The 26,375-nt window shown below is 67.1% G+C and carries 26 protein-coding genes; 11 read left to right on the top strand and 15 right to left on the bottom strand.

The window, feature by feature from the left end; genetic code table 11:
* The first annotated feature begins 21 nt into the window (after positions 1–21).
* The 4 genes from ACRYA2_RS18655 (at position 22) to ACRYA2_RS18640 (ending at position 3,136) form a co-directional block, all read left to right on the top strand.
* Positions 22–201 (top strand): paraquat-inducible protein A, encoded by a 180-nt coding sequence (locus ACRYA2_RS18655; protein WP_147253181.1) that lies wholly within the window; start codon positions 22–24, stop codon positions 199–201.
* Positions 198–1,319: a tyrosine-type recombinase/integrase gene (locus ACRYA2_RS18650; RefSeq protein WP_433631559.1), complete on the top strand. Its 1,122-nt coding sequence runs from the start codon at positions 198–200 to the stop codon at positions 1,317–1,319. Before ACRYA2_RS18655 ends, ACRYA2_RS18650 begins: the two co-directional genes overlap by 4 nt.
* A 236-nt stretch (positions 1,320–1,555) precedes the next feature.
* Positions 1,556–1,936, top strand: coding sequence for an SPW repeat domain-containing protein (locus ACRYA2_RS18645; protein ID WP_433631557.1), 381 nt, complete (start codon positions 1,556–1,558; stop codon positions 1,934–1,936).
* A gap of 66 nt (positions 1,937–2,002) precedes the next feature.
* Entirely contained in the window at positions 2,003–3,136 is a 1,134-nt protein-coding gene (locus tag ACRYA2_RS18640) for a S1C family serine protease (protein WP_433631554.1), read from the top strand.
* Positions 3,137–3,566: 430 nt separating this feature from the next.
* Here ACRYA2_RS18640 and ACRYA2_RS18635 read toward each other — a convergent pair whose 3' ends face one another.
* The 4 genes from ACRYA2_RS18635 to ACRYA2_RS18620 form a co-directional block, all read right to left on the bottom strand.
* The gene (locus ACRYA2_RS18635) at positions 3,567–4,802 is read right to left on the bottom strand and encodes an orc1/cdc6 family replication initiation protein (protein WP_433631551.1); all 1,236 of its coding nucleotides are present in this window, start codon (positions 4,800–4,802) and stop codon (positions 3,567–3,569) included.
* A gap of 1,449 nt (positions 4,803–6,251) precedes the next feature.
* Positions 6,252–7,058 carry a DUF8054 domain-containing protein gene (locus ACRYA2_RS18630; protein WP_433631548.1) on the bottom strand — a complete coding sequence of 269 codons (807 nt, stop codon included), beginning with the start codon at positions 7,056–7,058 and terminating at the stop codon, positions 6,252–6,254.
* Positions 7,059–7,167: 109 nt separating this feature from the next.
* A complete protein-coding gene (locus ACRYA2_RS18625) occupies positions 7,168–8,790 on the bottom strand; it encodes a response regulator (RefSeq protein ID WP_433631545.1) in 1,623 nt (540 codons plus the stop codon).
* Between the two features lie 103 nt (positions 8,791–8,893).
* On the bottom strand, positions 8,894–9,691 hold the full coding sequence (locus tag ACRYA2_RS18620; RefSeq protein ID WP_433631542.1) for a ferredoxin--NADP reductase: 798 nt from the start codon (positions 9,689–9,691) through the stop codon (positions 8,894–8,896).
* Between ACRYA2_RS18620 and ACRYA2_RS18615 the strand changes: the two genes are divergently transcribed.
* Complete coding sequence (locus ACRYA2_RS18615; protein WP_433631539.1) at positions 9,662–10,768, top strand: lysostaphin resistance A-like protein; 1,107 nt, start codon at positions 9,662–9,664, stop codon at positions 10,766–10,768. The two genes, ACRYA2_RS18620 and ACRYA2_RS18615, sit on opposite strands and share 30 nt — an antisense overlap.
* Positions 10,769–10,777: 9 nt before the next feature.
* Here ACRYA2_RS18615 and ACRYA2_RS18610 read toward each other — a convergent pair whose 3' ends face one another.
* Positions 10,778–11,980 (bottom strand): glycosyltransferase family 4 protein, encoded by a 1,203-nt coding sequence (locus ACRYA2_RS18610; protein ID WP_433631536.1) that lies wholly within the window; start codon positions 11,978–11,980, stop codon positions 10,778–10,780.
* 366 nt (positions 11,981–12,346) lie between these two features.
* On the opposite strand from ACRYA2_RS18610, the gene ACRYA2_RS18605 reads away from it, so the two are divergent.
* A complete protein-coding gene (locus tag ACRYA2_RS18605; protein ID WP_433631533.1) occupies positions 12,347–12,799 on the top strand; it encodes a hypothetical protein in 453 nt (150 codons plus the stop codon).
* Here ACRYA2_RS18605 and ACRYA2_RS18600 read toward each other — a convergent pair.
* Complete coding sequence (locus tag ACRYA2_RS18600; RefSeq protein ID WP_433631530.1) at positions 12,792–13,238, bottom strand: DUF7988 family protein; 447 nt, start codon at positions 13,236–13,238, stop codon at positions 12,792–12,794. The two genes, ACRYA2_RS18605 and ACRYA2_RS18600, sit on opposite strands and share 8 nt — an antisense overlap.
* 153 nt (positions 13,239–13,391) lie before the next feature.
* Here ACRYA2_RS18600 and ACRYA2_RS18595 point away from each other — a divergent pair, with 153 nt between their 5' ends.
* Complete coding sequence (locus ACRYA2_RS18595) at positions 13,392–14,123, top strand: sporulation protein (protein ID WP_433631527.1); 732 nt, start codon at positions 13,392–13,394, stop codon at positions 14,121–14,123.
* A gap of 8 nt (positions 14,124–14,131) precedes the next feature.
* Here ACRYA2_RS18595 and ACRYA2_RS18590 read toward each other — a convergent pair whose 3' ends face one another.
* Entirely contained in the window at positions 14,132–15,442 is a 1,311-nt protein-coding gene (locus ACRYA2_RS18590) for a dicarboxylate/amino acid:cation symporter (protein ID WP_433631524.1), read from the bottom strand.
* A gap of 280 nt (positions 15,443–15,722) precedes the next feature.
* On the opposite strand from ACRYA2_RS18590, the gene ACRYA2_RS18585 reads away from it, so the two are divergent.
* Together ACRYA2_RS18585 and ACRYA2_RS18580 are read left to right on the top strand one after the other, a co-directional pair.
* Complete coding sequence (locus tag ACRYA2_RS18585) at positions 15,723–16,118, top strand: thioredoxin family protein (protein WP_433631521.1); 396 nt, start codon at positions 15,723–15,725, stop codon at positions 16,116–16,118.
* 120 nt (positions 16,119–16,238) lie between these two features.
* Positions 16,239–16,499, top strand: coding sequence for a Sec-independent protein translocase subunit TatA/TatB (locus ACRYA2_RS18580; protein ID WP_113276641.1), 261 nt, complete (start codon positions 16,239–16,241; stop codon positions 16,497–16,499).
* Positions 16,500–16,568: 69 nt separating this feature from the next.
* Here the strand turns inward: ACRYA2_RS18580 and ACRYA2_RS18575 are convergent, their stop codons facing one another.
* Positions 16,569–17,150: a DUF6663 family protein gene (locus tag ACRYA2_RS18575; RefSeq protein WP_433631517.1), complete on the bottom strand. Its 582-nt coding sequence runs from the start codon at positions 17,148–17,150 to the stop codon at positions 16,569–16,571.
* A gap of 89 nt (positions 17,151–17,239) precedes the next feature.
* On the opposite strand from ACRYA2_RS18575, the gene ACRYA2_RS18570 reads away from it, so the two are divergent.
* Positions 17,240–17,467 carry a hypothetical protein gene (locus ACRYA2_RS18570; protein ID WP_433631514.1) on the top strand — a complete coding sequence of 76 codons (228 nt, stop codon included), beginning with the start codon at positions 17,240–17,242 and terminating at the stop codon, positions 17,465–17,467.
* Between the two features lie 65 nt (positions 17,468–17,532).
* Here the strand turns inward: ACRYA2_RS18570 and ACRYA2_RS18565 are convergent, their stop codons facing one another.
* Positions 17,533–19,212, bottom strand: a complete 1,680-nt coding sequence (locus tag ACRYA2_RS18565; RefSeq protein ID WP_433631511.1) for a gamma-glutamyltransferase family protein — start codon at positions 19,210–19,212, stop codon at positions 17,533–17,535.
* An 87-nt stretch (positions 19,213–19,299) separates the two neighbouring features.
* Between ACRYA2_RS18565 and ACRYA2_RS18560 the strand changes: the two genes are divergently transcribed.
* On the top strand, positions 19,300–19,962 hold the full coding sequence (locus ACRYA2_RS18560) for a DUF1028 domain-containing protein (RefSeq protein WP_433631508.1): 663 nt from the start codon (positions 19,300–19,302) through the stop codon (positions 19,960–19,962).
* A 3-nt stretch (positions 19,963–19,965) separates the two neighbouring features.
* Here ACRYA2_RS18560 and ACRYA2_RS18555 read toward each other — a convergent pair whose 3' ends face one another.
* The 6 genes from ACRYA2_RS18555 to ACRYA2_RS18530 form a co-directional block, all read right to left on the bottom strand.
* On the bottom strand, positions 19,966–20,196 hold the full coding sequence (locus tag ACRYA2_RS18555; RefSeq protein WP_433631505.1) for a hypothetical protein: 231 nt from the start codon (positions 20,194–20,196) through the stop codon (positions 19,966–19,968).
* Positions 20,197–20,306: 110 nt separating this feature from the next.
* Positions 20,307–21,614: an ABC transporter ATP-binding protein gene (locus tag ACRYA2_RS18550; protein WP_433631502.1), complete on the bottom strand. Its 1,308-nt coding sequence runs from the start codon at positions 21,612–21,614 to the stop codon at positions 20,307–20,309.
* Positions 21,611–22,687, bottom strand: a complete 1,077-nt coding sequence (locus ACRYA2_RS18545) for an ABC transporter ATP-binding protein (RefSeq protein ID WP_433631499.1) — start codon at positions 22,685–22,687, stop codon at positions 21,611–21,613. Before ACRYA2_RS18545 ends, ACRYA2_RS18550 begins: the two co-directional genes overlap by 4 nt.
* Positions 22,684–23,685, bottom strand: coding sequence for an ABC transporter permease (locus ACRYA2_RS18540; protein ID WP_433631497.1), 1,002 nt, complete (start codon positions 23,683–23,685; stop codon positions 22,684–22,686). Before ACRYA2_RS18540 ends, ACRYA2_RS18545 begins: the two co-directional genes overlap by 4 nt.
* A complete protein-coding gene (locus ACRYA2_RS18535) occupies positions 23,682–24,635 on the bottom strand; it encodes an ABC transporter permease (RefSeq protein WP_433631494.1) in 954 nt (317 codons plus the stop codon). The genes ACRYA2_RS18540 and ACRYA2_RS18535 overlap by 4 nt, the downstream gene beginning before the upstream one ends.
* Positions 24,636–26,294, bottom strand: a complete 1,659-nt coding sequence (locus ACRYA2_RS18530; RefSeq protein ID WP_433631491.1) for an ABC transporter substrate-binding protein — start codon at positions 26,292–26,294, stop codon at positions 24,636–24,638.
* Positions 26,295–26,375: the final 81 nt, after the last annotated feature.

Here is a 26,375-nt window from a genome sequence, read left to right as displayed (position 1 = left end):
ACCGACCCGGGACGTAGCTTTTTGTGGAAGCCGCGTCGAGAGGAAGACGACGCCGCGATGATACAGCTACCGATCCGTCGCTGTTCGGAGTGTGGGTACATCGGACCGGTCGGCCGGTTCAAGGACGCAGAGCGGTCGCAACTGACGTGTCCGCGGTGCGGCCACGAGATGGCCGATACCTTCGACCCGAGGCTGACATGACGGACGCGACCGCGACGGGCACGACCGAGACGCCGCTCTCGACCGCCATCGAGGAGTACCTCACCAGCGTCGAAGCGGGCAACTCCGCCGCTATCGCCGACTCCTCGCTCCGGGAGTGGGCGAACTGGCTGGCGACCGAGCGCGACGCGACCACGCTGGAGGAGGTGGCGGTCATCGACTGTCGCCGCTACGCCCGTCACCTCAAGCGACGCGTCCGCGACGACGACCTGAAGGCGTCGACGGCGAACACCTACTACGCCTACGTCCGGGCATTCCTCGGGTTCTGCGAGGCCGACGAACTCATCGACCGGAACCCGGCCGCGGTCTCGCGCGCCCAGTCGGAACTGCCCGAGGACCCCGGCGACGCGGACCGGCAGTTCTGGTCCGAACGCGACCGCAAGGCCATCCTGCAGTTCATGGACCGCCGGGTCGAGCGGGCGCTGGACGGGGAGGCGGCGGTCGGGCGCGAGCGTGCGTACCGCGACCGGGCGCTGGTACGGCTGCTCGCGCTCTCGGGCGTGCGCGGCGCGGAGGTGTTCCGCGACCCCGCCGACGACCGCCGCGACGGCGCGACCTGGGAGGACGTCGACGTCGAGGGCGGCGCTCTCCGCGTGTTCGGGAAGTCCCGCGAGTACGAGTACGCCCAGTTGCCCGAGCGCGCTGCGGAGGCCCTGGAACGCTACCGCCGGGTTCAGGAACCCCCGACACCACGATTTCCGGTGTTTCCGACCGACCACGCCCCGTCGAAGTACGCCGCCGTGCGCGACCAGCTCGGCGACCGCGACTACGACGAGGCGCGCATCGAGGAGATACTGGACGCGAACCCCGTCGACGAGGTGGTCCGGGAGTACGAGGTAATCGTGCCCGCCATCTCGACCCGCGGTGCGCGCGACCTGATGAAGCGGCTCTGCGAGCAGGCGGACCTGGACGTCGACGGCGAGTATCTCAAACCCCACGGCGCTCGCCGGGGTCTGGGGCACAAACTCTACTCGGAGGGCCACGCGGAACTCGCACAGTCCGCACTCAGACACGCCTCCATCTCGACCACCCACGAGAGCTACAGCGACATCCGGGCCAGCGAGACGGCCGAGCGCGTCGACGACGTGCTGGACGAGTGACGAGCGATGTGACCCCCGACCCTACGGCGGCTGCGTAACCGCTAGCCACTCGTTTTACGTCGGACGCTCCCGAGTGTGAGAGACGGGAATGCGGGGTTGACGAAACAATGACACCGGAGAGCGGGGAAGGACTGCGGAATGCGGGAGAGGTGGAGGAAACCGGGGGTCGGAGAAACGACGAGAGAACGGGGGGACCGAAGCACGGCGAAGACCCAGAGAGCGCAGGGAGCGTACTGGTGCGAGGACACTGGGTCGCCGCGGGAAGCGCGCTGCTCGGTATCTGGCTGGTCGCCGCGCCGTTCGTCGTCTTCGAGGCGAGTCTGGCACCGAACTTCTGGAGCGACGTGCTCGCCGGCGTCGCGTTGCTGGTCGTCGCCTGCTACGCCGCCGTGCTGACGCTGTTCGGGCGGTCGGTCACGCCCGCCGCGGCCGGGTTCGTCGGCGTCGTCGGTCTCCTCCAGGTCGCACAGCCGTTCGTCGTGGGGTCGGCGAGCGCAGCGAACCGCTGGAGCGACGTCGCTGCCGGCGCGCTGCTGGTCGCGGTCGCGATCGTCTCGTTCCGGCAGGGGTCCGTGCGACGCGAGGAGTCGGCCGAATCGCGCCCCGGAAGACGCTGAGGACGATCCGTGCGACCAAGTGACGTGCTTAAGCGCGCCCGGTCCCAACCACGGTCGAAGGCGGCCGTGGCGGACGAACACACGGTCGTTCCAGACCAGATGACAGAACGCGAACGAAAATCGGACGAACAGAAGGGAGAACGAGAGGGGAACGGAACGGGACCAGACGACTACAGTTCGAAACGAGAGAGATACGGGACGTACCAGCACCTCTACCGCGAGACGATTCCGTCGGTCGTGTCGGTCTACGTGACGCCCGGAAGCGACCCGGAGGGAGTTCGAACAGGCGCAGGGTCGGGGTTCGTGTACGACTTCGACACCGACGACGACGAGGGTCACGACGGCTTCGTCGTCACGAACGCTCACGTCGTCGCCGACGCCGAGGAGGTCGAACTCCGGTTCAGCGAGGGAGACTGGCGGGCCGGTCGCGTCGTCGGTCGGGACGCGTACACCGACCTCGCGGTCGTCGCGGTCGCTGACCTGCCGGCGTACACCACCCCGCTGCCGGTCGCAACCGAGAGTCCGGAACCCGGCCAGCGAGTGGCTGCGCTCGGCAACCCGATGGGACTTGACGGGACCATCACGACGGGCGTCGTAAGCGGCGTGAACCGCTCCGTCGTGACCGGGATCGGGTTCACCATCCCCGACACGGTCCAGACCGACGCCGCCATCAATCCCGGCAACAGCGGCGGACCGCTGGTGACGACGACGGGCGAGGTCGTCGGCGTCAATCGCGCGAAGCAGGGCGAGAACATCGGGTTCGCCATCTCGGCGGCCATCGTCTCGCGCGTCGTTCCGAACCTCGTCGTCGACGGGTACTACCGGCACTCGTATCTGAAAGTCGCGACCCTGGACGTGTCGCCGGTCGTCGCCGAAGCCAACGGGTTGCCAGACGCTGGCGGGGTTCTCGTCGTCGACGTTCGTCTCGGCCCGGCCAGCGGCGCTCTCGTCGACTGTACCGGGACGCGTTCGGTTCGGGGGCGAGAGATTCCGGTCGGCGGCGACGTCATCGTCGGCGTCGACGGTCAGGAGGTGCGTTCGCACGAGGAACTGACGCGGTATCTCATCACGGAGACCTCCCCCGGAGAGCGAGTGACGGTCGACCTGCGACGCGACGGCGACGCCCTAAGCGAGGAAGTGACACTGGGAGAACGTCCACGGCCGACGAGGACGAGTGACGTCAGCGTCGCTGTCGAATGACGTCGGCGTCCGGTCGATGCCGTTTGCGTCCGGTCGATGCTGTCTGTGTCCGGTCGAGTGACGTCAGTCGAGTAGCGTCGGCGTCACTGTCGAGCGACGGTACCCACGACACGGGTGGCGAAGACAGCGGAAATGGTGGTGTCCGACGTCGAAGGGGGTTCAGCCGCGGCCGGCCTCCGCAACCGTCGATAACAGCGGAAACGGTGGGGAAACGTCGGACGAAGTGAGATGTATTCGATTGGTTCACTCCGGAAAACAGCGGAAACGGTGGAGTGACTGAAACCGCTGTAGGTGGTGCAAACAACGGAAACCACGGAGTTGACAGCGGAAACGGCGGGGTCGTGGCTTGCACCGCGTGCGATTCGTGGTCGACCGGCCGGCACCGATGACAGCGGAAACGGCGGTGTTCGACGTACGAGGAAAAGCGGGGCTACGCGTTCTCCTCGGCCGCGGTCTGGTAGTAGGGACGGATGCTCTCGTGAACGCCGGCGAGTTCGATGGTCTCCTCCAGCGCACTCACGACGAGCTGGAGGTCCTGCTTGAGCGAGTGTTCACGATACTTCCCGCCGGACATCCCCTCGTTTTTCTCTGTCGAGGAGATGACGCCGAGCATCGCCAGATCGGCGAGATGGTCGCGCATCCGACGGCTCGTCAACGCCTCGGTGCCGATGTGGTTGCAGAGCTGTTCGTACCGGGGGCGGATGTCTCGCGAGCGCGCGGGCGTGGCACCTTCCGCTTCGAGCGAGGTAAGAGCGTACAGGATTAGTCGCGCGTGCTGAGTCAGGTCCGCGACCCCCTCCATTATCCGGTCGCGTTCGAGCTTTCGACGAGCCTCCTGCACCTGTTTCTCGGTCACCTGCTTGGCGTCCTTGCGCGCCAGATCACCCGCTTCGAGAAGCAGGTCGAGCGCCTGCCGGGCGTCGCCGGCGTCCTGGGCGCCGTAGGCCGCACAGAGCGGGATGACGTCGTCGGCGAGCGCGCCGTCGTGGAACGCGACCTGTTCGCGCTGGCTGAGCACCTTCTGGAGTTCGTTGGCGTCGTACGGCGGAAACGAGACCTCCTTCTCACAGAGCGACGAACGCACTTTCGCGGAGAGCGAGTCCCGAAAGGAGAGATCGTTGCTGATGCCGATGAGGCCGATCTTGGCGTCTTCGAGGTAGCCGTTGCTCCGCGCACGGGGAATCTGATAGAGGATGGAGTTGTCGTTGATGTGGTCGACCTCGTCCAGGACGACGATGATGGTGCCGCCGACCTTGTCGAGTTCGTCCCAGAGGAAACTGTAGACCTGCGCCTGGGGGTACCCCGTGTTACTGATCTGGTCGGCCGGGTCGCGTAGCGTGTTGACGAGTCGAACCGCCACCTGATAGCTGGAGTTGAGGCCGTCGCAGTTGATCTCGATGACCGACAGGGAGATATCGTCGTACTTCGCGGCGTCCTCCTGAAGCTGGTTCAGGAGGAAACGGGTTGCGGCCGTCTTGCCAACGCCGCTTTTCCCGTAGAGAAAGATGTTCGACGGGGCCTCTCCGTTGATGATCGGCTGGAGCGCGGCGTGATACTCCTCGAGTTCGTCGTCCCGGCCGACGAGGTTGTTCGGGGTGTACTCCTCCAAGAGTGCGTCCCGGTTCTTGTAGAGGGAGTTGTCCCGGTCGAAACTGAACGATGACATTGTAAAATCATTTCGCGGAACGATACTTAAAACTGTGGCGTCCGCTGTTTCTTCTGTCCCGATAGTATTTAAATATACGCCAGTAGCTGTAGGTGCGTCGTTTCCGATGTCTATGTCGGACGTCGCCGAGAACGGCGACTTTTCCCTGGGTCGCATGGCGTCGGAACTCGCGAGCGTCCCATCGCGTCGTTCTCTCTTTGTCCAGTGTTCAGGACTGCGGGTTGTGAACGCTTCAAACAGTGGCTGATGAGAATCGGAACAGCAGTCAGAACATCGTGGAAGGATAGGGGACACCCACCCCGTCGTTTCCGCTGTTTAGACAGGATTGAGAGGGGGTGGGGTGAGGGGTCTCTGTAACACCGGTGGTTTTATGCTATAGTAGGTAAAACTTTCTCCGCACTAGGAAAATATTACTTTGTCTTGACTTAGTTAAGTTCGTCAGTTGCGTTTTAAAGCCCGCCAGGGCTCTATTTTCATCGACACGGCGTTCGTCGCAACCGATGGCGTCCCCGAGCTTTCCGTCCTCGACTACCCTCTTATCCCTGCTCTCCCCCTGACCACTCCACCGACCCACTAAAGACAGCGGAAACGACGGGGTGGGTGTGCCCTATCCCATCTCGTTACCCTCACGTCGTCCCAACAGCGGAAACAACGGGGTCTCTGTCTCTTCTCCGCGCTCCGACTCCCGCTTCCTTCTTTCTCGTTCTTCCCGTCGCCCTGCTCTCTCGCTTTTCCTCCCTTCTCTCGTTCTTCAGTTCACGTCTCACACTTTCCCGACACCCCCTTCTCGTCCGGCGATGCAGGGACTGGTACGACCGTCGACGCGACACGAAGCGGCCCGAGGCATCGAACCCGGGGCACTGACCCCGAGACACCGAGTGCAACGCACGTGGAGCCGTACCGTCGCGAGACGACGTCCACGTTGGGCCGTACTTCCGGGAGACGGCGGAAACGTTGGGCTCTGCCGCCTGGAGACAGCGGAAACGATGGAGGTGCGTTCGCCGAGTCGGCCGCTATCCCCGCTACCGCTAGATAGACCCGGCCGAAACAGCGGAAACGCCGGTGTCGCGTCTCGGTCGTCTTCGCCCGTGGGTCTTTCGAGGGGACGGCCATCCGCCCGCTGTCGACACGGCAGAACTAGACGAAGGAGGCCGACTCGGACGAAACAGCCAGTACCAGACGAACCGGCCAGGTTCGGAGAAAACCACAGTCCCGGACAGAACCACCAGATCCGGACGAACGGGACAGCTACCCCTTGTCGTGAACCTCGAATCCGCGGACAGAATGCCCGGAGTCGATTCGGACGACAGAAGGCCGGTAAAACAACGGAAACGACGGAGTAAGCCCGCCGGGATACGTACGTTCCAGAGCTTACGTTCTGTGGATGTACGCTTCAGGAGACCTACGACTTCAGGGGACGTACGCTCTCGGCAGCGAACGACTATCGAGCTACCGGTCCTGTTCGACTTCGAGGAGTCGCGCGTCGCAGTTCTGGCAGTTCGCGGCAACGACGTCCATCGAGCGACAGCAGGACTTGACGGTCTCCTGTTCGGGCACGACCGTCCCACCGCACTCGGGGCACTCCTCGAGGAAGATGCGCAGGCCGCTCAGGACGCGGCTCTGGTCGTCGACCGTCAGCGCCTCCCAGTCGGGGTACCGATCTCGAAGCTCACGAGCGGCGGCGAGGTCTGCGACGAGCGCGGCGTGAGACTCCCACTGACCGAGATGGCGGCCCTCGAGGCGGGCGAGAAACGCCTGGTCGTGCTCCTCGAACTTCAGGTCGTCCTCGTCGACGTCCAGGATGGCACCGAGGTCGCTCTTCTCGGCACCCTCCTCCTCGACGCGCGCCATGCTGTCGTGCCACGCGTTGCGGAACTGGTCGTCGAGACAGAGGTCGTCTATCTCCTCGCACGGGCGGATGACGCCGGCCGTCGAGAGGACCTCCTCGGGTTCGACGTCGCTCTCGCGGGGGACGGTCTCGCTCGTCTCGTGCTTGTCGAAGGCGGCGAGGAACCAGTCGGGGAAGTAACGCTTCGTGAGCGTGGGAGTTCCCGGTACGAGATAGCCACGGAGGTAGATGGCCGCGAGGCTCAACGCGAAGACCCCGATTCCGAACGGGATAGCGACGAGCGTCAGCGCTGCACCGAGGACGACGGCGATGGCCACGTTGACGATGGTGCACGGCGTACATCGATTCTCGCCGGTGTACTCCGGTCGCCGGAAACGGTCGATGAACGACGGTAGTTCCGTACTCATCCTACTCTACTTCGTCCCTTCTCCAATATATATCTATCGTTAAAACAGTATATAGTAGAGTGAAATAAACGTCCGTAACGCGTATCCGATTCTGGACCGCCGCTTCGTATCAGTCAGTCGCACTTCCGGTTTCAATTCGGTCGGTCGCCCGTCCATCGGCCCGCTCGAGACGGATCGTCACGACGCTGCCGCGGGGCTGGTTGTGACCGAATTCGAGGTTGCCACCGAACTTCCCGACGACCCAGTTCGCCAGCCAGAGACCGAGTCCGCTTCCGTGGTGGAGTGCCGTCTCCCGTCCCTCCAGCAGAACGGTGCGTTCTTCCTCCGGGATTCCGGGTCCGTCGTCGGCGACGGTGAGTTCGACCTGGTCGTCGCCGTCCGCGGTCCGCTGTCGGACAGCGATGGACACGTTCGGGACGTCACTGTCGTTGTGTTCGACGGCGTTCTCGACGAGTTCGCTCACGACCGCGTCGAGGGTGTTGTCGCCGTACACCCACGCTTCCTTCGGCACGTCGGCCGAGAGGTTCGCGTCCGGATACGTGTCTTGTAGTTTCTCCTGGATTCGCTCGACGACGGCCGTCAACTCGACGGCTTTCCGGGTTTGGCACTCTCCGTCGAGCGTCTTCCCGACCTCCCGGGCTTTCTCGCTGACGTCGATGAGTTCCGACGCCTTCCGCCTGATGACGTCGGCGCTCTCGCGGGCGCTAGGAATCGTCTCGGCGAGGTTGTCGGCGTGACCCAGTACGACGTTCAGGTCGTTTCGCAGGTTGTGCCGGAGGATGCGGTTGAACACCTGCAGTCGCTGTTCGTGCCGGACGAGTTCCTGGCGCGTCTGAATCGAGTTCATCGCGTACGCGACGCTGTTGCCGAACTTCGAGAGGATACGTCGTTCGGTGTCGCCGAACGCGTGCAACTCGTCGGCGTAGACGTTCAGGACGCCGTACGTCGTGTCCTCGTAGTCGAACGGAACGACCGCCTTGGAGTAGCAGTCCCGTTCGATACCAGTCTCGCGCAACTGCGCGACCGCGAGGTCTGACTCCACGTTCCGTGTGACCTGGGCTTCGCGCCGCTCCAGTGCCTGGCGGAGTGGCTTCGCCTCCCGGGCCGACTCCCCGCAGTCGACGTCGTCGAGATAGCTGTCCTCGATGCCGGCGGAGACCCGAGGAATGACGTTGCAGTCGTCGTCTACCTTCCCGACCCAGGTGAACCGGTACAGCTCGGAGTCGGCCAGCCGCTCGCAGACGGCGCGTTCTATCTCCTCCTTGGAGGACGCCTGCAACAGCGACTGGCTGACGTCCCAGACGAGGTCGTTGACGTCGGCGACCCTGCTCGCGGACTTCTCGGCTCGCCGACGGGAGACGGCGTTCGTGATGCGGTTGGCCAGCACCACGAACTGGCGTTTGCCCTCGCCCTTCTGGAGATAGTCGGTGACCCCCGCCGAGATGGCCTCGCTGGCCGTGTCTTCGCTCCCGACGCCCGTGAGTAGCACGAACGGCATCTCGGAGTAGTCGTCGCGGAGAACGTCGAGGAGTTCGAGCCCGTCCATGCCGGGCATCTCGTAGTCGCTGACCACGCAGTCGAAGCGCTCGTCGTCGAGTCGAGCGAGCGCGTCGGTCGCGTTGCTCTCCCTGCAGACGGTCATGTCAGCTTCGGTTTCGAGGACGTCCGAGGCGACCGTCGCGAAGAACTCGTTGTCCTCGACGTGGAGCACCCGAATAGGTGGATGTTCCATCCTACACACAGGTTCAGAAGCTTATATTAAATAAATTGGCACTGTTCGGGCACGGTCGCCTCTCGGCTCGGCCGACCGACGACGCCCGACGGCGCCGTCACGATCACTCGTCGGCGACCTCGTCGTCCTCCCAGCCCTCGCTGTAGACGCGGTCGTCCGGGACGCCGAGTTCGGCGAGTCGGTCTTTCGTCTCGACGACCATCTCCGGGACGCCACAGACGTAGCAGTCGGTGTCGGACACGTCCGGAACGACGTCGGCGAGGTGTTCCTGGACGTGGCCCGTCGGTCCGTCCCAGTCCTCCTCGGAGAGCGAGTAGACGACGGTCAGGTTCTCGTGGTCGGCTTCGAACTGGTCGAGCGTCTCCCGGTACATCACGTCCTCCTGGGTCTTCTCGCCGTACAGGAAGTAGACCTCCCCGCTTCCCTCCTCCAGATACTGCTTCAGCATCGCTATCATCGGCGTGATGCCAGTCCCGGTGGAGACGAGCGTCACGTCTGCGTCGAGGTCGCGCAGGTAGAGGTTACCGTCCAGGTCCTCGATGCGAACGGTGTCGCCGGGTTGGCGGTCGTGCATGTACACCGACGCCGTTCCGTCGTCGTAGCGCCTGATGGCGAGCGTGATCGTGTCCGTCCCGGGAAGCGACGTCGCAGTGTACGGCCGGACGACCTCGTCGGAATCGTCGTCGGAATCGCCGTCGGAACCGTCGTCAGAATCCTCGCCGCCGGATTGGTCGTCGGAATCGCCGCCCGTATGATCGCCGGCGGACCCCGCCTCGTCCCGTTCGAAGTGAAGGTGTGTGTGCTGGCCGGGCCGGTACTCGAACGGCTCGTCGGCGACGACCTCGAACTGTTTCACGCTCGGAGTCATCTGATGGATAGACGTTATCTCGACCTCGCGCATACTGGCACCACGGTCGTCGCGCCCGTAAGTCTGCTCGCCGGGACGCCTTTGTTCCGGGGCGGCCTATCGGCGCCCGTGTTTCCGCGCGCGCTCACCACCCTGTTCTGGAACGCCGACAGCGACCGCCTTCGCATGCCCTGGCGACTCCTCGCCGGCACCGTGCTGCTCGTCGGTATCGCCGTCGTCTTCGGTCTGCTGTTTCAGGCACTGGTCTCGACGACACGCACCGGAGCCTTGGCCTCGCTCTTCGCCGGCACCGCGAACTCGCTCCTCCTCTCGCTCGCGGGCGTCCTCTTCACGACCGGCGTGACGGTCGTGGGGGTGTATCTCGCCGGACGGCTGGTCGACCGCCGGCGGTTCGCGGACTTCGGCCTCCACCTCGACCGGGCGTGGTGCGTCGACTTCGCCTTCGGCGTCGCGCTCGGCGCGGCCCTGATGACCGGAATCTTCCTCGTCGAACTCGGGGCGGGCTGGCTCGCAGTGACGGGGACGCTCCGGACGAGCGCCGCCGGCGCGAGCGGACCGACCGCGTCGCTGGTCGGCGGACTGGTCCTCGCGTTCGCGCTGTACGTCCTCGTCGCCGTCGGCGAGGAACTGCTCCTCCGGGGGTATCTCCTGACGAACCTCGCCGAGGGACTCCGGGGACTCGGCGCGACGCTGGCCGTCGCGGTCGCTACCCTCCTCTCTTCGGCCGTGTTCGGTCTGTTGCACGTCGGCAACCCGAACGCGACCGCCGTCAGCACCGCGAACGTCGCGCTCGCCGGCGTCGTGCTCGCGGCGGGGTACGTGCTGACCGGCGAACTGGGCGTCTCTGTCGGCTTCCACCTCTCGTGGAACTTCGTCCAGGGGCCGGTCTTCGGCTTCCCGGTGAGCGGTACCAGCCGTGGCGTCGCGCTCGTCGCGGTCGCGGAGCGGGGTCCGGACCGCTGGACGGGGGGCGGGTTCGGTCCAGAAGCGGGACTCGTGGGCGTCGCGGCCCTGGTCGTCGGTCTGGCGGCTATCGTCGCCTGGGCGCGCTATCGGACCGGGAGCGTCGGACTCTCGCCGGCCGTCTGGACGCCCGAACTGCGGGAGTAGGGTCGAACGTCAGTCGGCCCGCCCCGGGACCTCCGAGAGGTCGGGCGACGTCTCGGCCGTCGCGTCCGTGGACCGACCGAGCGACTCGTCGACGGCGGCGCGGAACTCCTCGCGGAAGCGTTCGCGGCCGAACCGTCGCCGTATCTCTTCGGGACGTTTCCGGAGGTCGCGCTGGAGGTCGGGATTCGAGAGCACGCGGTCCATCTTCTCGACCGCGTCCGCGGGCGACTCGTACAGCAGTTCCTCGCGGTCGTCGACGATGGCGTGCTGGCCGCCGTCGTTCGGGACGAACGGGATGGCCCCACCGGCGGCGAGTTCGGCGACGGCCATGCCGAAGTGTTCGAACTCCTTGGCGTGGAGGCCGTAGCGGTGCGAGCAGACGCGGTCGACCAGTTCCTCGCGCGGGAGTTCGCCCTCGAGATAGACGTACTCGCGGTCGCTCGCCAGCGCTTCGACCTCGCGGCGATACTCCTCGTCGACGGTCGGGCCGATGACGTGGAGATGCGTGTCGTGGCCGCGCTCGCGGACCCCGTCGACTATCTCTATCATCTCGACGACGCGCTTGCTGCGCTCGATGCGGCCGAGCGTGACGAACCCGTCCTCTCTCCGGTCCCACGGGTCGGGGTCGAACTCCTCGGTGTCGACCGGCGGGTGGACGACTAGGGGTCGGGAGCCGTAGGCGTCCTCGACGACGGACGCCGTCCACCGCGAGTTGGCCATCAGCGTGTTCGCCTGGATGTCCTCGCGGTCGACGCCCGCGATGGCGGTACAGAGGCGCTCGTACACCGAGTCGTCCTCGACGGTCGGGTGGAATATCTCCTCGCGGTTGTCGAGACTGACCGTCCAGTCGAATGGGAAGTGGACGTACTGTATCGAGTTGGTCTCGAGGCCGAGTTCGTTGATAGTGCTGACGAGCAGGTCGAACTCGTCGGCGTGTCGACGCGCGTACTGGCTGAGAAGCGCGTTCTGGAGCACGTAGTACTGGAGACCGTACGTCTCGTGCAGCCAGGGTGCGAGAAAGCCGGCCTGCCGGACCGACACCGCGCTGACGTCGGTGTTGAAGTAGTCGTTGAGTTCCTCGATGTCGGGCTCTGTCAGCGTTATCAGCGTCACCTCGTGGTCGTCCTCCAGTGCCTCGAGAACGTTCATGGCGACCGCTTCGCCACCTCCCTTCGCCATCATATCCATATGAATGACTGCTATTTCTGCCATAGTACCAACCCCCTGTTAGTTGGTCGGCGCCGTTTTCATTAGGTATTCTGGGCGGACCGAAACACGTCACCGGCTGGTCAGTTCGAACGTGAACGCTGCAAAACGTATTCTGGAATCGTGACGCGATGGATGAAACTTATATTCGCTTCGGTTACGTTAGCCGGGTGCGTCTATCGTACCGCGAGACAACAGGCGATTGGACGCTCGCGCGTCCGAGACGGGATTTCTGCCCCCGTCGCGGCCGACGTGTAACAGAACGGGAACGACGAAGCGGTCACCGCGACCCTGCCGACGGGCGCGCCCCGTCCAGCGCCGGTCGTCACGCGAGGCGGAAGGTACTTTGGGGGCGGACGCCGACCGTCGAACGTGCGCTGGACCGCAGTCGTTGCAGGGGCGCTCGTCGAACTGTTCGCTATCGCGCTCGGGGCCACGGTGCCGCTCCCGCTCGACGTTCGAGTGACCGCCGGGCTGGCGCTCCTGACCGTCGGCATCGCCGGGGGTTACGTCGCCGGACGACTCGCCGGTGGAACGTGGAAGACGGGCCTCCGCCACGGACTGGTGGCGGGTACCTTCGGGGGCGTCGTCTTCGCGACCGTGCTCTACTACACGATGACCCACCCCGGGTCCGAGGTCGGCGCGTACTGGGGACTGAACTTCGCTATCTCCAGGATCGACTTCCCGCCCTGGTTGGTCGACCGCTACGGACGGACCCTCGCGGCCCTCGTCGCCGCCCTCGGCGGGGTCGCGCTGGCGCTGGAGGGCGCGATAGCCGGCGGGGCGGCGGGCACGGCGCGCGTCGAACCGCCGGAGCCTACCTGACGGCGACCGAGACCGCCGTCTCCGGGTCGTCCGGTCCGCGGACGTATCTTACCTCCTCGTCGCGCTCGACCGCGAACGCCCGAATCTCGACCACGAGCCGACCGGCGTCGGTCGTCCCCCGCAGGACGGGGCCGCGACTCGTCACCACCACGTACGGCGGCGCGGGAACCGGCGACGCGGCGAGAGACAGTCCGGTCACCGCGACAGCCTCGGAGAGCAGGTCGGAACAGCGAGCCAGCAGCCCCGCGTCGGTCAGTCGCCGGGAGAGCGGGTCGACCACGGCCGCCCGGTCCGTCGCGGCGTCGCCCTCCCACGCCGCCGTCACCTCGTCCGCACAGCGGAGGACGGCGGCGACGGTCTCGCGGCCGTCCGAGAGGACGTGCTCCCGGGCGACGGTCGTCGGCGCGGACCCGTCGGTTCCGTCGTCGGCGTCGACCATCGACCGAACTCCCTCCCGCCGCCGACAAAACCGTGTCGCTCGCGACCCCGCCTCGGACCTTCCGGCGGACCCCGTTCGGTGGCGACGCGTCGGGTTCTGACCGATCGAGACGCTGCAAACGTTTATGACGGAAAGCGACACACTCTCGACCGTATGAAGGAAGTGCTCTCCCGCGTTGGCATCGGCTCCGCGACCGTCGACACCGTCCTCCCGACGACGACGCTGACCGCCGGCGAATCCGTCGACGCCGAGGTCCACGTCGAGGGCGGGTCGACCGACCAGGAGGTCGACGCCATCTACTTCGCCCTCCTGACCCGATACGAGACCGACGACAGCACGCGAACCGGCGTCGTCGACAAGTTCCGCGTCGCCGACCCCTTCACCATCGAGGCCGGCGAACGGCGGACGTTCGCGGTGACCATCGACGTGCCCCGCGACACACCCGTCACGGTCGGTCGCACGAACGTCTGGCTGGAGACGGGTCTCGACATAGACTGGGCGGTCGACCCGGACGACGAGGACCCACTCCAGGTCGCCCCCGGCCCGCGTCTCGCCACGGTGTTCGACGCGCTCGAATCGCTCGGCTTCACCGTTCGGACGGCTGAGTGTGAGGCGGCGCCGGGCGGACTCTTCTCGGGCAGTTTCGTCCAGGAGATAGAGTTCGTTCCCCGCTCCGGTCCGTTCTCGGGTCGGCTCGACGAACTCGAGGTCGTCCCGCGTCCTACCGCGGACTCCCTCGAGGTCGGCCTGGAGGTCGACCGCCGGGGCGGTCTGCTCTCCGAGATGAGCGACCTCGACGAGCGCCTGACTCGACTCCGGTTCACGGACGAGTCGGCCGACGAGGTCGAACGGCGACTGCGCGAGGAGATAGAGACCCACGCCTGAGGACCGGTCTAGTCGTTCGAAGCGAGGACGCCGGACCGCTCCGCCACGTCCCCGTCGCCCCAGACGCCGCCCGTCAGGTCGATGGCGTCGTTGTACTTCGCGGCCAGCGACGAGACCGCGAGGTCGCCGGTCACGTTGTTCATCGTCGCGATGCGGCCGAGGATGGGGTCGACGCCCGCGACGAACCCCACTATCTCGAGCGGGAGTCCGGCCGCGTTGAGGATGACGGTGAGCATGACCAGTCCGGCGCCGGGGACGCCGGCCGTGCCGATGCTGACGAGCACCACGGTGGCGAGGACGGTCACCTGCTCGGTGATGCCCAGCGGCGCGCCGACGAGGTTCGCGGCGAACACCGCCGTCACGGCCTGCCGGATGGCGGCCCCGTCCATGTTGATGGTCGCGCCGAGCGGCAGCGAGAAGCCGTAGACGCTCTCGTCGATGCGGAGGTTGTCCCGGGCGTCGGCGATGGTGACGGGGAGCGTCCCGCTGGACGACCGGATGCTGAACGCCGTCACCATGGCGTCTTTCGCGCCGTCGAGGAAGGCGAGGGGCGACTGGCCGAGCAGCCCCGCGGTGATGACGCCGAGGTAGGTGACGGCGATGTGGACGCCGATGGCGACCGCGATGGTTCCGACCAGCGCCGCGAGCGAGACGATCGCGTCGACGCCGTGGGAGCCCAGCGACGCCGCGACGAGCGCGAACACGCCGACGACGCCGTACTCCATGACGCCCCAGACGACGGCGAACAGCGCCTCCGTGGCGGCGTCGACCGCCCGGAAGATGGTCTCGACGCCCTCCCGGACGGCCTCGTCGTCGGCCGTGTCCCGGACGACGGCCAGTCCGAGTCCGAACACGACGACGAAGAAGATGGTCGCGAGGAGGTCGCCGCTCGCCATCGCCGAGATGGGGTTCTCCGGGACGATGCCGAGGACGACCTTCGCCAGCGACGGGGGCTCGGCGGATTCTGCTTTCCCGCCCGTGAACTCGACCCCGACGCCGGGGTTCAGGAGGTTCGCCACCGTGAGACCGATGACGCCGGCGACGGCGGTCGTCGCCATGTAGAGGCCGACGACGATGCCGCCGACCCGACCGAGTCGCGAGGGCGAGAGGCGTTCCATCCCCGCGAGCAGGGTGAAGACGACCAGCGGGATGACGAGCATCTCCAGCAGGCGGAGGAAGAGGTCGCCGAGCGGTTTCAGTTGCGTCGCCGGTTGCCCGACGGCGAGACCGACGACCGCACCGAGCAGAAAGCCGACCGAGATGCGGTAGACGATGGGTACGGAGCGGTACCCGCGCCACGCGCGTCGCAGTGAACTCATTGGTGCCGTCCCTTTTCGCTGGAGGGTCCAACGACTGTCGAAGGCGGGCAGTTTGGCCGCTATCCCGGTCGCAGACAGAGCGACGTTGGTTCGGGATTTCGCCGACGTCGGCGGGTCGACCGCCCGATTCCGACGACTGCCGGCCGTCGGCGCCCGACCCGAACCGGACCGCGTTCCGAGAACTGCGGGGGAGGGCGCGTGAACGTCCCCTCGACCGTCCGAGGCCGCGGGCGGCGGGGGCGGCGAACGACACAAGAACGACGAGTGCGTAGCCTGCTCCGTGACCGACGACACTACGCTCCGCGAGGAGTCGGCGAGAGACGCGTCCGAGGGAGACGACCCCGATCACCCCGTCGAGGCCACCGACGGCGAGGAACTCGACCGACTCGTCGCCGAGCACGACCTCGTGCTCGCGGAGTTCTACACGAAGGGGTGTGCGCTCTGTCAGGCCATCGAACCGGTGCTCGGGAACGTCGCCCGCGCCACAGACGCGACGGTGGTGACGGTGAACCCGGGCGACGACCTCGACCTCGTCGACCGGTTCGACGTGCGGAGCGTGCCGACCCTGCTGCTGTTCGAGGACGGCGACCTCGTCGACCGGATGGCGGAGGGGTTCCAGAGGACGGAGGCGGTCGTCGACTTTGTCGAGCGACGGGGCGACGCCGCGTCTTCGTAGTCGCGCCGGAACCGCCGCCGTCCCGCCGGGCGGGGTCCTCGCCCGTCCGAGGCGAGCGAATGGACAATACACTGACAGACAAAAAGCCTATAAATAACTGCGTCCGCGTGTTCTATACAGATGGTAGCCGAAATGATTCCCCTGTTCGGGCCGGTGCCGGGCGGGATGGAACTGGCAGTCATCCTGCTGATAGCCGTCCTACTGTTCGGCGCGAACAAGATTCCGAAGCTGGCTCGTTCGACGGGCGAGGCGATGGGCGAGTTCAAGAAGGGTCGACAGGAAGTCGAGACCGAACTGGCGGAGATGCAGAACTCCGAGAGCGACGCCGCGAACGCGGACTCGAACCCCACCGTCGACGCCGAAACGTCGGACTCGGCCTGAGCCGACGCAGTTCCCACCCGACCGCGAACGACCGGACTTACTTTTTATCGCGACCGATTCCGAGTAGTCCTACGGCTCGTCCGGCCGGGGACAGTCGTATGTGTCCCGGACGGTGTCGGCCAGCATCGACTCCTTCTGGAGGACGATGTAGACCACAACGCAGGGGGCGTCCGCGGGTCGCAGGACGAACACCTCCTGCGGGCCGTCGGCACCCTCCGCGGCGCGTTCGAGCAGCGGTTCGAGCGGCCGCACGCCGGTCCGGAACTCCTCGAAGAGGTCGAGCTCGCCGCCCTGCTCGGCGAAGGCGTACAGCGCACCGTTGACGTCGCCGTCCGTACTCCGGGTCACGTCGGAGGCGACGCCCTCCGTGCGGGCCTCGCGGCACGTCTCCGTCGCCGCCTCGAAGAGGTTCGTCACGCCGTCTGCGAACGAGAAGAGGGTGAACTCGCGAACCGAGACCGTCGAGAGCTCCGGTTCGCCCTCGACCCACTCCAGCGTCGCGTCGAGCAGGTAGCCGGGCAGCAACGACTCCTCCGCATCGTCGACCGCGACGTACGTCGGGTCGTGCGTGTCGACGTCCAGCAGCAGGCGCTCGCCGTCGGCGCGGGGACTGTCGAGGACCCGGAACGTGCCGCTCGTCGTCGGATTCACGTCCGAGGATTCGTGTCGGCGGGTGAAAGGCTTGCGGACTCCCGCGGTCGACCACAACGGAAAAGTCACTCACTCCCAAACTGTCAGGCATGTCTGACGACACGACAGGCGTCGACCGTGCTGGGAGCGGCGAGTCCGGACTGCGAACGCTCGTGCTGCTCGGACTCTCGTTCGTCGCGGGGTACCTCGTCGGCCGGGGACGAAGCGGGGCGGTCGACCTCGACGAGGACCTGAAAGCGCTCGCACCCGAGGAGGAGCCCATGGAGATCGAGATCGAGGAGTCCGACGAAGAAGAGGACGAGGACTCCGAGGAGTAACTACCGAGATATCCGGAGAGAAACCTGCCACCGCGTCCCGGGACGACGCGGAGTCCGGAGAGTGGTCAGTAGCCGCCGACGGTCCCGTCTTTCCGCGGTTCGGTCGCGCCGGAGAGGACGCCGTCTTCGTTTCTTGCTATCTGTGCACCGCCGAACAGCGTCGGTGCGAGCACGCGCACGTCGTGGCCCATCCGCGCGAGTTTCGTCGTGAGGTTGCCGTCGGTGCGCCCCTCGACCGCCAGCGAGCCGTCCTCGCGGTAGCGCCACCGTGGCAGGTCGAGCGCGGCCTGCAGCGGCAGGTCGTAGTCGACGACGTTGCTGACGACCTGGACGTGACCCTGCGGCTGCATGTAACCGCCCATGACGCCGAAGGCGGCCCAGTCGTCTCGCTCTTCGTCGGGCGCGAAGTCGACGACGCCGGGGATGAGGGTGTGGAACGGACGCTTGCCGGGTTCGAGGCTGTTGGGGTGGTCGGGGTCCAGCGAGAACGACGACCCGCGGTTCTGGAGCGCGATGCCGGTGTCGCCGGCGACGAGACCGGAGCCGAAGCCGGCGAACCGGGAGTTGATGAACGAGACGACGTTGCCCTCGTCGTCGGCGACGCAGAGCAGGACGGTGTCGGCGTCCTCCGCGTGGGAGTCGGGGACGCCGAAGCTCACGTCGCTGGCGGTCGCGTCGACGTCCGCCGACCGCTTCTCGGCCCACGACCGGGAGGCGAGTGGCGGAATCTCCTCGTACTCGGGGTCGGTGATGTAGCGGTGGCCGTCGTGGAACGCTCGCTTCGTGGCCTCCGCGAAGTAGTGGACGCGCTCGGGTGAGTCGAGCGGATGCTCGCCCGCTCCGACCTCCTGGGCGACGTTGAGCGCTTCGAGGGCGACGAGCCCCTGGTTGTTCGGCGGGAGTTCGTATATCTCCGCGCCGTTGTACCGGGTCGAGACCGGGTCGGGGAACTCCGGTTCGAAGGCGGCGAGGTCGGAGACGGTGAGGAAGCCGCCCTTCGACTGGACCTCCTCGGCTATCGCTTCGGCTATCTCGCCCTCGTACACCACGTCCGCGCCGCGCTCGGCTATCTTCCGCATGCTCTCGCCGAGGCGGGGGAGACGCACTCGTTCGCCGACGGCCGGCGCGCGACCGTCTTTCAGGTACGCTTCGCGGGCGTTGTCGTCGGTGAAGAGGTCCTCCGCTCCCTGCCAGTAGTGGGCGATGACCTCCGAGACGGGGTAGCCCTCGGTCGCGTAGCGGATGGCCGGCCGGAGCACGTCGCCGAGCGACCGGCGGCCGTGGCGCTCGACGGTCGCCTCCCAGCCTCGCGCGGTCCCGGGGACGGTGACGGTGTGGGGTCCGAGAAACGGCATCCCGAGGTCGTCGCCGTCGTCCCCGTCGTCGACCGCGTAGCCCCGGTTCTCTGGATACCAGTCGGACACGTCGTCGCGGTCCCGGAGGGACGCGCGGACGTTCTCGACCGTCGCCTCGGCGGGTGCGCCGCCGCAGGAACGCATCGCGCCGACGTCTCCGTCGGCGGTCCGGTAGAGCGCGAAGGCGTCGCCGCCCAGCCCCGTGCTCGTCGGTTCGACGACGTTGAGCGCGGCGGCGGTGGCGACGGCGGCGTCGAAGGCGTTGCCGCCCTGTCGCAGAATCTCGACGCCGGCTTCGGCGGCGAGAGGCTGGCTGGTGGCGACGACGCCGTTGTCGGCGTAGACGGTAGAGCGACGCGACGTGAAGCGGTCGAGATCGGGTTCGGGCATACGTATTCCTACGCTGACATCCACCTAAAACACCCACCGTATAGTTCCGGGCCGGACGTTATCGACCAGCACACCGTCGGGTCGAGCATGACGTTCTCCATCTGCGTCCGCGAAGAGACCGACGAGGGAACCGCGTTCGGCGTCGGCGTCGCCACCGACGCCCCGGCGGTCGGCGCGCTCGCGCCCTGCGTCAGCCACGACGGAGCCATCAGCACGCAGAGCTTCGTCAACGTGCGACTGGGCCGCCGCGGCGTCGCGCTCCTCCCCGACCTCGCCGTCGACGACGCCCTGACGGGCCTGCTCGCGCAGGACGACCACGCCGACCTCCGGCAGGTCCACGGGGTCGACGCGCGCGGCAACGCCTACGCCTTCTCCGGCGAGAACTGCGACGACTGGTTCGGCCACCGGGTCCACGAGGAGCGCGGCGTCACCGTCGCCGGGAACATGCTCGTCGGCGAGGACACGCTGGACGCGCTCGTCGAGACGTTCGCGGCGGCCGACCCCGGCGAGGACGGCGACCTGGTCGCGCGCCTCGTCGACGCGCTCGCGGCGGGCAAGGCCGCCGGCGGCGACAGCCGGGGACACAGCTCCGCAGCGGTCGCGGTGAAAGCCCCGCGCACGACGGCCTACCACGACCTCCGGGTCGACGCCCACGACGAGCCGATAGCGGAGCTCCGGCGGGTGTACGAGGAGGCGAAGTCCGCGAGCGACGGCTTCAGCGAGGAGTCGAAAGAGCGCATCTTCGACTGACACTCAGGTCCGGCGGCTGCCCCGCGGGGACCAGTCGAGTTCCTCCTCCGCCATCAGGTACAGCCCCGTTCCGAGCAGTCCGAGCGGGACGACGACGAGCAGGAACCAGCCCGCCGGGCCGGCGTCGGCGATCAGCGCTCCGGCGACGAGGACGACCGCCATCAGCGGCGACGCCAGCAGGGCGACGACGAAGAACAGCCGCCGGGGCCACTCGCTGTACCGTCCCAGAGTCATACGTCGACTCCTCTCCTCGATTGTATAAATAGTGTTACCATTCTGCCGGCCCGTCACCGGCCGACGCTGTCAGCGCCGCGCTCGCCGACGGACTCCCGGCCCCGTTCCCGCTAGTCGCCGACGCGGTGGCACGCCGCGACGTGGTCCGGTGCGGCCGCCACGCTCTCCGGCGTCTCGCGCTCGCAGGGCGATGGGAACGCTTCGGAGACGACGGTCTCCGCGCTCTCGCGGTTGCCCGCGGCGAGTTCGTCGGCCGCCGCGCGGACGGCGTCGGCGGCCTCCGTCGGCAGGTCCCCCGGGTCGCGGGGCAGCAGTTGCTCGACGAGGTAGGCGGCGACGCTTCCCTCGTCGGTGCCCCGTCCCTCCGCTCGCAGGCGGTCCTTCGCGGCCTCGCGGTCGAGTTCCGCCGAGAGCACGTGGTTCCGGAACGCGAATGCGTCGCGGAACTCCTCCTCCGTCCCGGTCCAGTCGTCCGGCGGGATGACGACCGGACACCGGGTGTGGAACCGACAGCCGGACGGCGGGTCCATCGGCGACGGGACCGTCCCCTCCAGGATGATGCGCTCGTCGCGGTCGTCGGGGTCGATGCGCGGCACCGCCGACAGCAGCGACCGCGTGTAGGGATGCCGGGGGTTCTCGAACAGTTCGTCGACCGGCGCGGTCTCGACGATCTCGCCGAGGTACATCACGGCGACGCGGTCGGCGACGTGGCGCACGACGCTCAGGTTGTGCGCGATGAACACGAGCGACAGCCCGAGGTCGTCCTGCAACTCGTCGAGCAGGTTCAGAATCTGGGCCTGTACGGAGACGTCCAGCGCCGACACCGGTTCGTCGGCGATGATGAGTTCGGGTTCGAGTGACAGCGCCCGGGCGATGCCGACCCGCTGCTGCTGGCCGCCCGAGAACTGATTGGGGTAGCGGTCGACGTGGCCGGGCTTCAGCCCGACGCGCTCGAGCAGGTCCTTCGCGCGCTCCAGGCGGTCGTCGTCGTCCGCGCCGATGTCGTGGACCTCCATCGGCGCGGTCAGAATCTCGCCGACCGTCTGGCGCGGGTTCAGCGCCGCCAGCGGGTCCTGGAATATCATCTGGAGGTCGCGCCGGTACGGCCGCATCTCCCCGTCGGACTTGTCCGCGAGTTCCTCGCCACGGTAGCGGACCGACCCCGCCGTCGCGTCTTCGAGGTTGAGTATCGTCCGTCCGAGGGTCGACTTGCCGCACCCGGACTCGCCGACGACGGCGAGCGTCTCGCCCTCCCGGACGGTCAGGTCGACCCCGTCGACCGCCTTCACGGTCGCGTCGTCGCCGGCCAGTCGGTCGAGGATGCCGTTCGACTGGTCGAAGTGCTTCTTCAGCCCATCGACCGCGAGCAGGGGGTCCGCTGCCGCGTCGGCGTCGGTTCGCGTTTTCTGCATGCTCATAGTCGCTCCTCCGGCGGCCCGCGGCGAAGGCAGGCCGCCTCGTGGTCGCTCCGTTCCTCGTCTTCCTCCGTCTCGTCCGCCTCCGCCAGTGCGGACCCGACCGGTCGGAAGTCGGGGTGTATCTCGTAGCACTCCCGCTTCGCCTCCGGACAGCGCGGCGCGAAGTGGCACGCGTACGGGATGTCGATGAGGTCCGGCACGTTCCCCTCGATGGGCCGGAGGTCCTCGGCGGGCGCGTCGAGGCGCGGCGTGCTGGCGATGAGCCCCTGCGTGTAGGGATGCTGGGGGTTCTCGAACAGTTCGCGGGCCGCGGCGCGCTCGACGATTTCGCCCGCGTACATCACGTTGACCCGGTCGCAGACCTCCGCGACGACCGAGAGGTCGTGCGTGATGAGCAGGATGGACGTGTCGAAGGCGTCCTTCAGCGCGCGCAACTCGTCGAGTATCTGGGCCTGGATGGTCACGTCGAGCGCCGTCGTCGGTTCGTCCGCGATGAGCAGGTCCGGTTCGGCGGCCAGCGCCATCGCTATCATGGCTCGCTGGCGCATGCCGCCGGAGAACTCGTGAGGGTAGTCGGTCGCCCGGCTCTCCGGCTCCGGAATCTCGACGCTCTCCAGCATCTCGATGGCGCGTCGCCACGCCTCGCTGTCCTTCGTCGCGCCCAGTATCTTGCGCTTGACCTCCGCCGGGAGTGACGTCGACTCGCCGACGGGCTGGTGGAGCCGCACCATCTCGGCTATCTGCTCGCCCACCCGGAGGGTCGGGTTGAGGCTGTTCATGGGGTCCTGGAACACCATCGAGACGGTGCCGCCGCGCACCTCGCGTCGCTCTGCCTCCGGTATGTCGAGCAGCGACTCGCCGTGCAGGCGGATATCGCCGCCCGCGATTTCGCCGGGCTCCTCGACGATGCCGGCGACGCTGTCGGCGAGGACGCTCTTGCCGGAGCCGGACTCGCCGACCAGCCCGACTATCTCGCCGGACTCGATGGTCAGGTCCACCCCGTCGACGGCGTCGACCGTGCCGCGGGGCGTTGGGAACCGCGTCTGCAGGTCGTCGACTTCGAGCAGGCTCATCGGCTCTCGACCTCCCCCTCGCTCACGTCGAAGATGTCGCGCAGGCCGTCGCCGAGCGTGTTGAACGCCAGCACGGTCAGCATGATGGCGAAGCCGGGCATCACGCTGATCCACCACGCCTGGCCGATGAACTGCCTGCCGTCGGACAGCAGCAGGCCCCAGGTCGGCGTCGTCGGCTTGACACCGAGACCGAGGAACGACAGGCCGGCCTCCGCGAGGATGGCGAGCGGTATCATCAGCGTCGCCTGGACGATGAGCGGCGCGACCGCGTTCGGCAGTATCTCGCGCGTCATGATGCGCCGGTCGGTCATGCCGATGGCGCGCGCCGCGGTGACGTACTCCTCCTCGCGCAGCGACAGCACCTCGCCGCGGACGAGGCGAGCGAAGTCGTCGATGTACGCGATGCCGATGGCGATGACGACGTTCGTCACCCCCAGACCGCCGGAGATGGCGATGATGCCGACCCCGAGGATGAGTTCGGGGAACGCCCACTGGAAGTCGACGTAGCGCATCAGCACGCTGTCTATCCAGCCGCCGTAGAAGCCGGCGAGCAGGCCGATGGTCGTGCCGACGGTGAACGCCACCGCGACGGTCGCCAGCGCGACCAGCAGCGAGACCCGCGCGCCGAAGACGATGCGCGAGAGGACGTCGTGCCCGAACGAGTCGGTCCCCAGCGGGTGCCAGACGCGCTCGGTCGCACCGTCGTCGTCGTAGTCGCCGACCGAGTGGCCGTTGGGCTCCTTCATGAACCCGTACGTCGCCTCGGGGTCGTGGGGGGCGACGAGCGGTGCGAACGCGGCGACGAGCACGAACAGGACGACGACCACGGCACCGAACAGCGCCATCTTGTCTGCCAGCAGCCCCTCGACGAGGCGCTGGCGGGTCGTCTTGTGCTCCTCGAACTCCTCCTCGTCGTCGCGGTACTCCGGCGGTACGTCGGACGGTCCGGGTTCGGCGGGCGTGTTCGGCCCGACGCCCGGTTCGGTGTTCTCGGTCATTGGTTACCTCCGTAGCCGATGCGTGGGTCGATGACGGTGTAGACGAGGTCGACCGCGAGGTTCGTGAACACCATCACGGCGGCCACGATGAGGATGACCGCCTGGGTCACGGGGTAGTTGCGGTCGAGCATCGAGTCGACGAGCAGCCGACCGAGACCCTGGATGCCGAAGACGAGCTCGACCGTGACGCTCCCGACGAGCACGAGCGCGAGCTGGATGCCCGCGACCGTGACGACGGGGATGAGCGCGTTCTGGAGCGCGTGCTTGTAGAGCACGACCCGGTCGCTGACGCCCTTCGCGCGGGCGGTCCGCATGTACGGTTCGTTCAGCACCTCCAGTAGCGACGACCGCATCATCCGCATCACGACCGCGGCGTACGGCAGGCCGACCGCGATGCCGGGCAGGAGGATGCTCTTCAGCCACGGGACGATTCCCTCGCTCGGCGGGACGTAGCCGAAGACGGGCAGCAAGCCCAGCCAGACGCCGAACACGAGCGCGAGCAGGATGCCGACGAAGAACGCCGGCATCGAGACGCCGAGGAACGCCGTGACGGTCGCCAGGTAGTCCAGCGGCTCGCCCTTCCGGGTCGCGCTCACGATGCCGGTCGGGATGGCGACGCCGAGCCCGACGACGATGGCCAGCAGGGCGATGGAGAGCGTCCGCGGTGCGGCCTGTCCGACGAGTTCGGCGACCGGCTGGCTCGTGCTGAGGCTCTGGCCGAACCGGAGCGTCGCCATGTCGACCAGCCAGTCGACGTACTGGACGTACAGCGGCTCGTCCAGGCCGAGTTCGGCGCGCATGGCGGCGACCGCCTGCGGGGTCGCCTCCTGGCCGAGCATGGTCCGGACCGGACCGCCGGGGATGAGGCGGAGTCCGAAGAAGACCGTGGTCGCGACGAGCCACATGACGAAGGTGGCGTGTGCGACCCGTTTCGCGACGTACCGGCGCATCTATTTCTCGACCCACGTCGTGTGGAAGTTGCGCATGAAGGGGATGTGGGTGAACCCCTTCACGCTCGAGCGCTTCGCCGCAATGTCGTCCTGGTGCATCAGGTAGGCGTGGGGCACTTCCTTTATCAGGTGGTCCTCCAGTTCCTGGAGCACCTTCTTGCGCTCCTGCCGGTCGAGCGTCTGGCGCTGTTTCGCCAGCAGCCGGTGGGCCTCGTCGTCGACGAAGTTGACCCAGTTCCAGACGCCGCCATCGTCGGGTTTGCGGTAGAAGTTGTACAGCGACTGGTCGGGGTCCGGGTCGCCGACGCTGCCGCTGATGGTGGTGTCGTAGTTGCCCTTCTCGTAGCGCTCCCAGTAGGTGGAGCTGGTGACCTGCTCGACGCTCACATCGAAGCCAACCTTGTTCAACTGCTGGCGCATCGCCTTCGCGCCGCGGAGGCTGCTCTTGGTCGTCAGGATGCTGAAGGAAGCGCCCTTCGCGCCCGACTCCTTCAGGAGCTGCTTACCCTTCTCGGGGTCGTAGTCCTGGACGCCCGGCTTGTCGTCGCGCCAGACCCAGTTCGTACCCTTGTTGATGGGACCCGTGTCGGGCAGGGCGTTGCCGAAGTACGCCGTCTCGACGAACGCCTCGTTGTCGATGACCTTCGCGATGCCGCGGCGGGCCTTCCGGGACCCGAACGGTTCGCGGCGCTCGTTCATCGCGAACCCGTACCAGTTGATGCCCGGCGCGGACAGCTTTTCGACGCCGTTGGCCTTCTCGACCTTGTCGACGTTCTGGAGCGGGACGAGGTTGGCGAAGTCGACGTCGCCGCTCCGGAGCGCGTTGACCAGCGTCGCGGGCTCGGGGATCGGCTTGACGTCGATGCCGTCCAGGTACGGCAGCGAGTTCCCCTCCGAGTCGGTCCCGAAGTAGTCGTCGAACGCGTCGAGTTTGAGGCCGGAACCGACCTGGTGCTTCGTCACCTCGAACGGCCCGGTGCCGACGGGCTTGATCTTGTAGCTGTCTTTGCCCTTCTCCTCGATGGCCTTCTTGTTCACGATGGTCGCGGCGCGTCCCGGGCCGCGGGTCAGGTAGATGAGCGCGGGCGCCATCGGCTGCTTGAAGTTCAGTTCGACGGTGTGGTCGTCCTTGACGACGACGCCGCCGTCGCCGACGGGCTTCAGCGTCGACAGCTTCGCGGCGGCGGGAGCGCCCTCGGAGATGGTGCGCTCGATGGTGTACTTCACGTCGTCAGCGGTGAACGTCGTCCCGTTGTGGAACTTCACGCCCTTGCGCAGGTCGAAGGTGAACTTCCTGCCGTCGTCGGAGACCTGCCAGTCCTTGGCGAGGTCGCCCCGGACGGTCAGGTCCTTCTTCAGCGTCACGAGCCCGTTGAAGACGTTCGCCGCTATCTGGAAGTACTGGCCCACGCTGATGTACGGCGGGTCGAGCACGTCGATGCTGCCGGTGAACCAGGCCGCTTTCAGGCGGCCACCGCGCTGGCTCGACGAGGGAACGTCCGTCGTGCCGCCGCCGTCACCGCCCGAGTCGCCGCCACCGCCGCCCGTGCAACCGGCGAGACTCGTCATGCCGGCGGCTCCGAGTAGCTTCATCGTCGTCCGCCTGTCGACCACCGGTCCGCTCAGGTCCGTGTCGGAGATGTTGTTACCGGAACCCATGTTACAACTGGACAGGGCGTGGAATCCACTTCGGTATGTAGCCGAATATAGACGGTCGACCCGAACGCGGCAAAAATTTCC

This window comes from Halomicrococcus pelagicus (genome assembly GCF_050954125.1).
Note: the sequence above shows the minus strand (reverse complement) of the source record. Positions and strands in the feature narration are given on the sequence as shown.

Bases quoted from the DNA above. Each gene is read 5' to 3' on its own strand.
- ACRYA2_RS18650 (WP_433631559.1), top strand. From the start codon at position 198: ATGACGGACGCGACCGCGACGGGCACGACCGAGACGCCGCTCTCGACC.
- ACRYA2_RS18635 (WP_433631551.1), bottom strand. From the start codon at position 4,802: ATGTCATCGTTCAGTTTCGACCGGGACAACTCCCTCTACAAGAACCGG.
- ACRYA2_RS18630 (WP_433631548.1), bottom strand. From the start codon at position 7,058: ATGAGTACGGAACTACCGTCGTTCATCGACCGTTTCCGGCGACCGGAG.
- ACRYA2_RS18625 (WP_433631545.1), bottom strand. From the start codon at position 8,790: ATGGAACATCCACCTATTCGGGTGCTCCACGTCGAGGACAACGAGTTC.
- ACRYA2_RS18615 (WP_433631539.1), top strand. From the start codon at position 9,662: ATGGATAGACGTTATCTCGACCTCGCGCATACTGGCACCACGGTCGTC.
- ACRYA2_RS18620 (WP_433631542.1), bottom strand. From the start codon at position 9,691: ATGCGCGAGGTCGAGATAACGTCTATCCATCAGATGACTCCGAGCGTG.
- ACRYA2_RS18610 (WP_433631536.1), bottom strand. From the start codon at position 11,980: ATGGCAGAAATAGCAGTCATTCATATGGATATGATGGCGAAGGGAGGT.
- ACRYA2_RS18600 (WP_433631530.1), bottom strand. From the start codon at position 13,238: ATGGTCGACGCCGACGACGGAACCGACGGGTCCGCGCCGACGACCGTC.
- ACRYA2_RS18595 (WP_433631527.1), top strand. From the start codon at position 13,392: ATGAAGGAAGTGCTCTCCCGCGTTGGCATCGGCTCCGCGACCGTCGAC.
- ACRYA2_RS18590 (WP_433631524.1), bottom strand. From the start codon at position 15,442: ATGAGTTCACTGCGACGCGCGTGGCGCGGGTACCGCTCCGTACCCATC.
- ACRYA2_RS18580 (WP_113276641.1), top strand. From the start codon at position 16,239: ATGGTAGCCGAAATGATTCCCCTGTTCGGGCCGGTGCCGGGCGGGATG.
- ACRYA2_RS18570 (WP_433631514.1), top strand. From the start codon at position 17,240: ATGTCTGACGACACGACAGGCGTCGACCGTGCTGGGAGCGGCGAGTCC.
- ACRYA2_RS18565 (WP_433631511.1), bottom strand. From the start codon at position 19,212: ATGCCCGAACCCGATCTCGACCGCTTCACGTCGCGTCGCTCTACCGTC.
- ACRYA2_RS18560 (WP_433631508.1), top strand. From the start codon at position 19,300: ATGACGTTCTCCATCTGCGTCCGCGAAGAGACCGACGAGGGAACCGCG.
- ACRYA2_RS18555 (WP_433631505.1), bottom strand. From the start codon at position 20,196: ATGACTCTGGGACGGTACAGCGAGTGGCCCCGGCGGCTGTTCTTCGTC.
- ACRYA2_RS18550 (WP_433631502.1), bottom strand. From the start codon at position 21,614: ATGAGCATGCAGAAAACGCGAACCGACGCCGACGCGGCAGCGGACCCC.
- ACRYA2_RS18545 (WP_433631499.1), bottom strand. From the start codon at position 22,687: ATGAGCCTGCTCGAAGTCGACGACCTGCAGACGCGGTTCCCAACGCCC.
- ACRYA2_RS18540 (WP_433631497.1), bottom strand. From the start codon at position 23,685: ATGACCGAGAACACCGAACCGGGCGTCGGGCCGAACACGCCCGCCGAA.
- ACRYA2_RS18535 (WP_433631494.1), bottom strand. From the start codon at position 24,635: ATGCGCCGGTACGTCGCGAAACGGGTCGCACACGCCACCTTCGTCATG.
- ACRYA2_RS18530 (WP_433631491.1), bottom strand. From the start codon at position 26,294: ATGGGTTCCGGTAACAACATCTCCGACACGGACCTGAGCGGACCGGTG.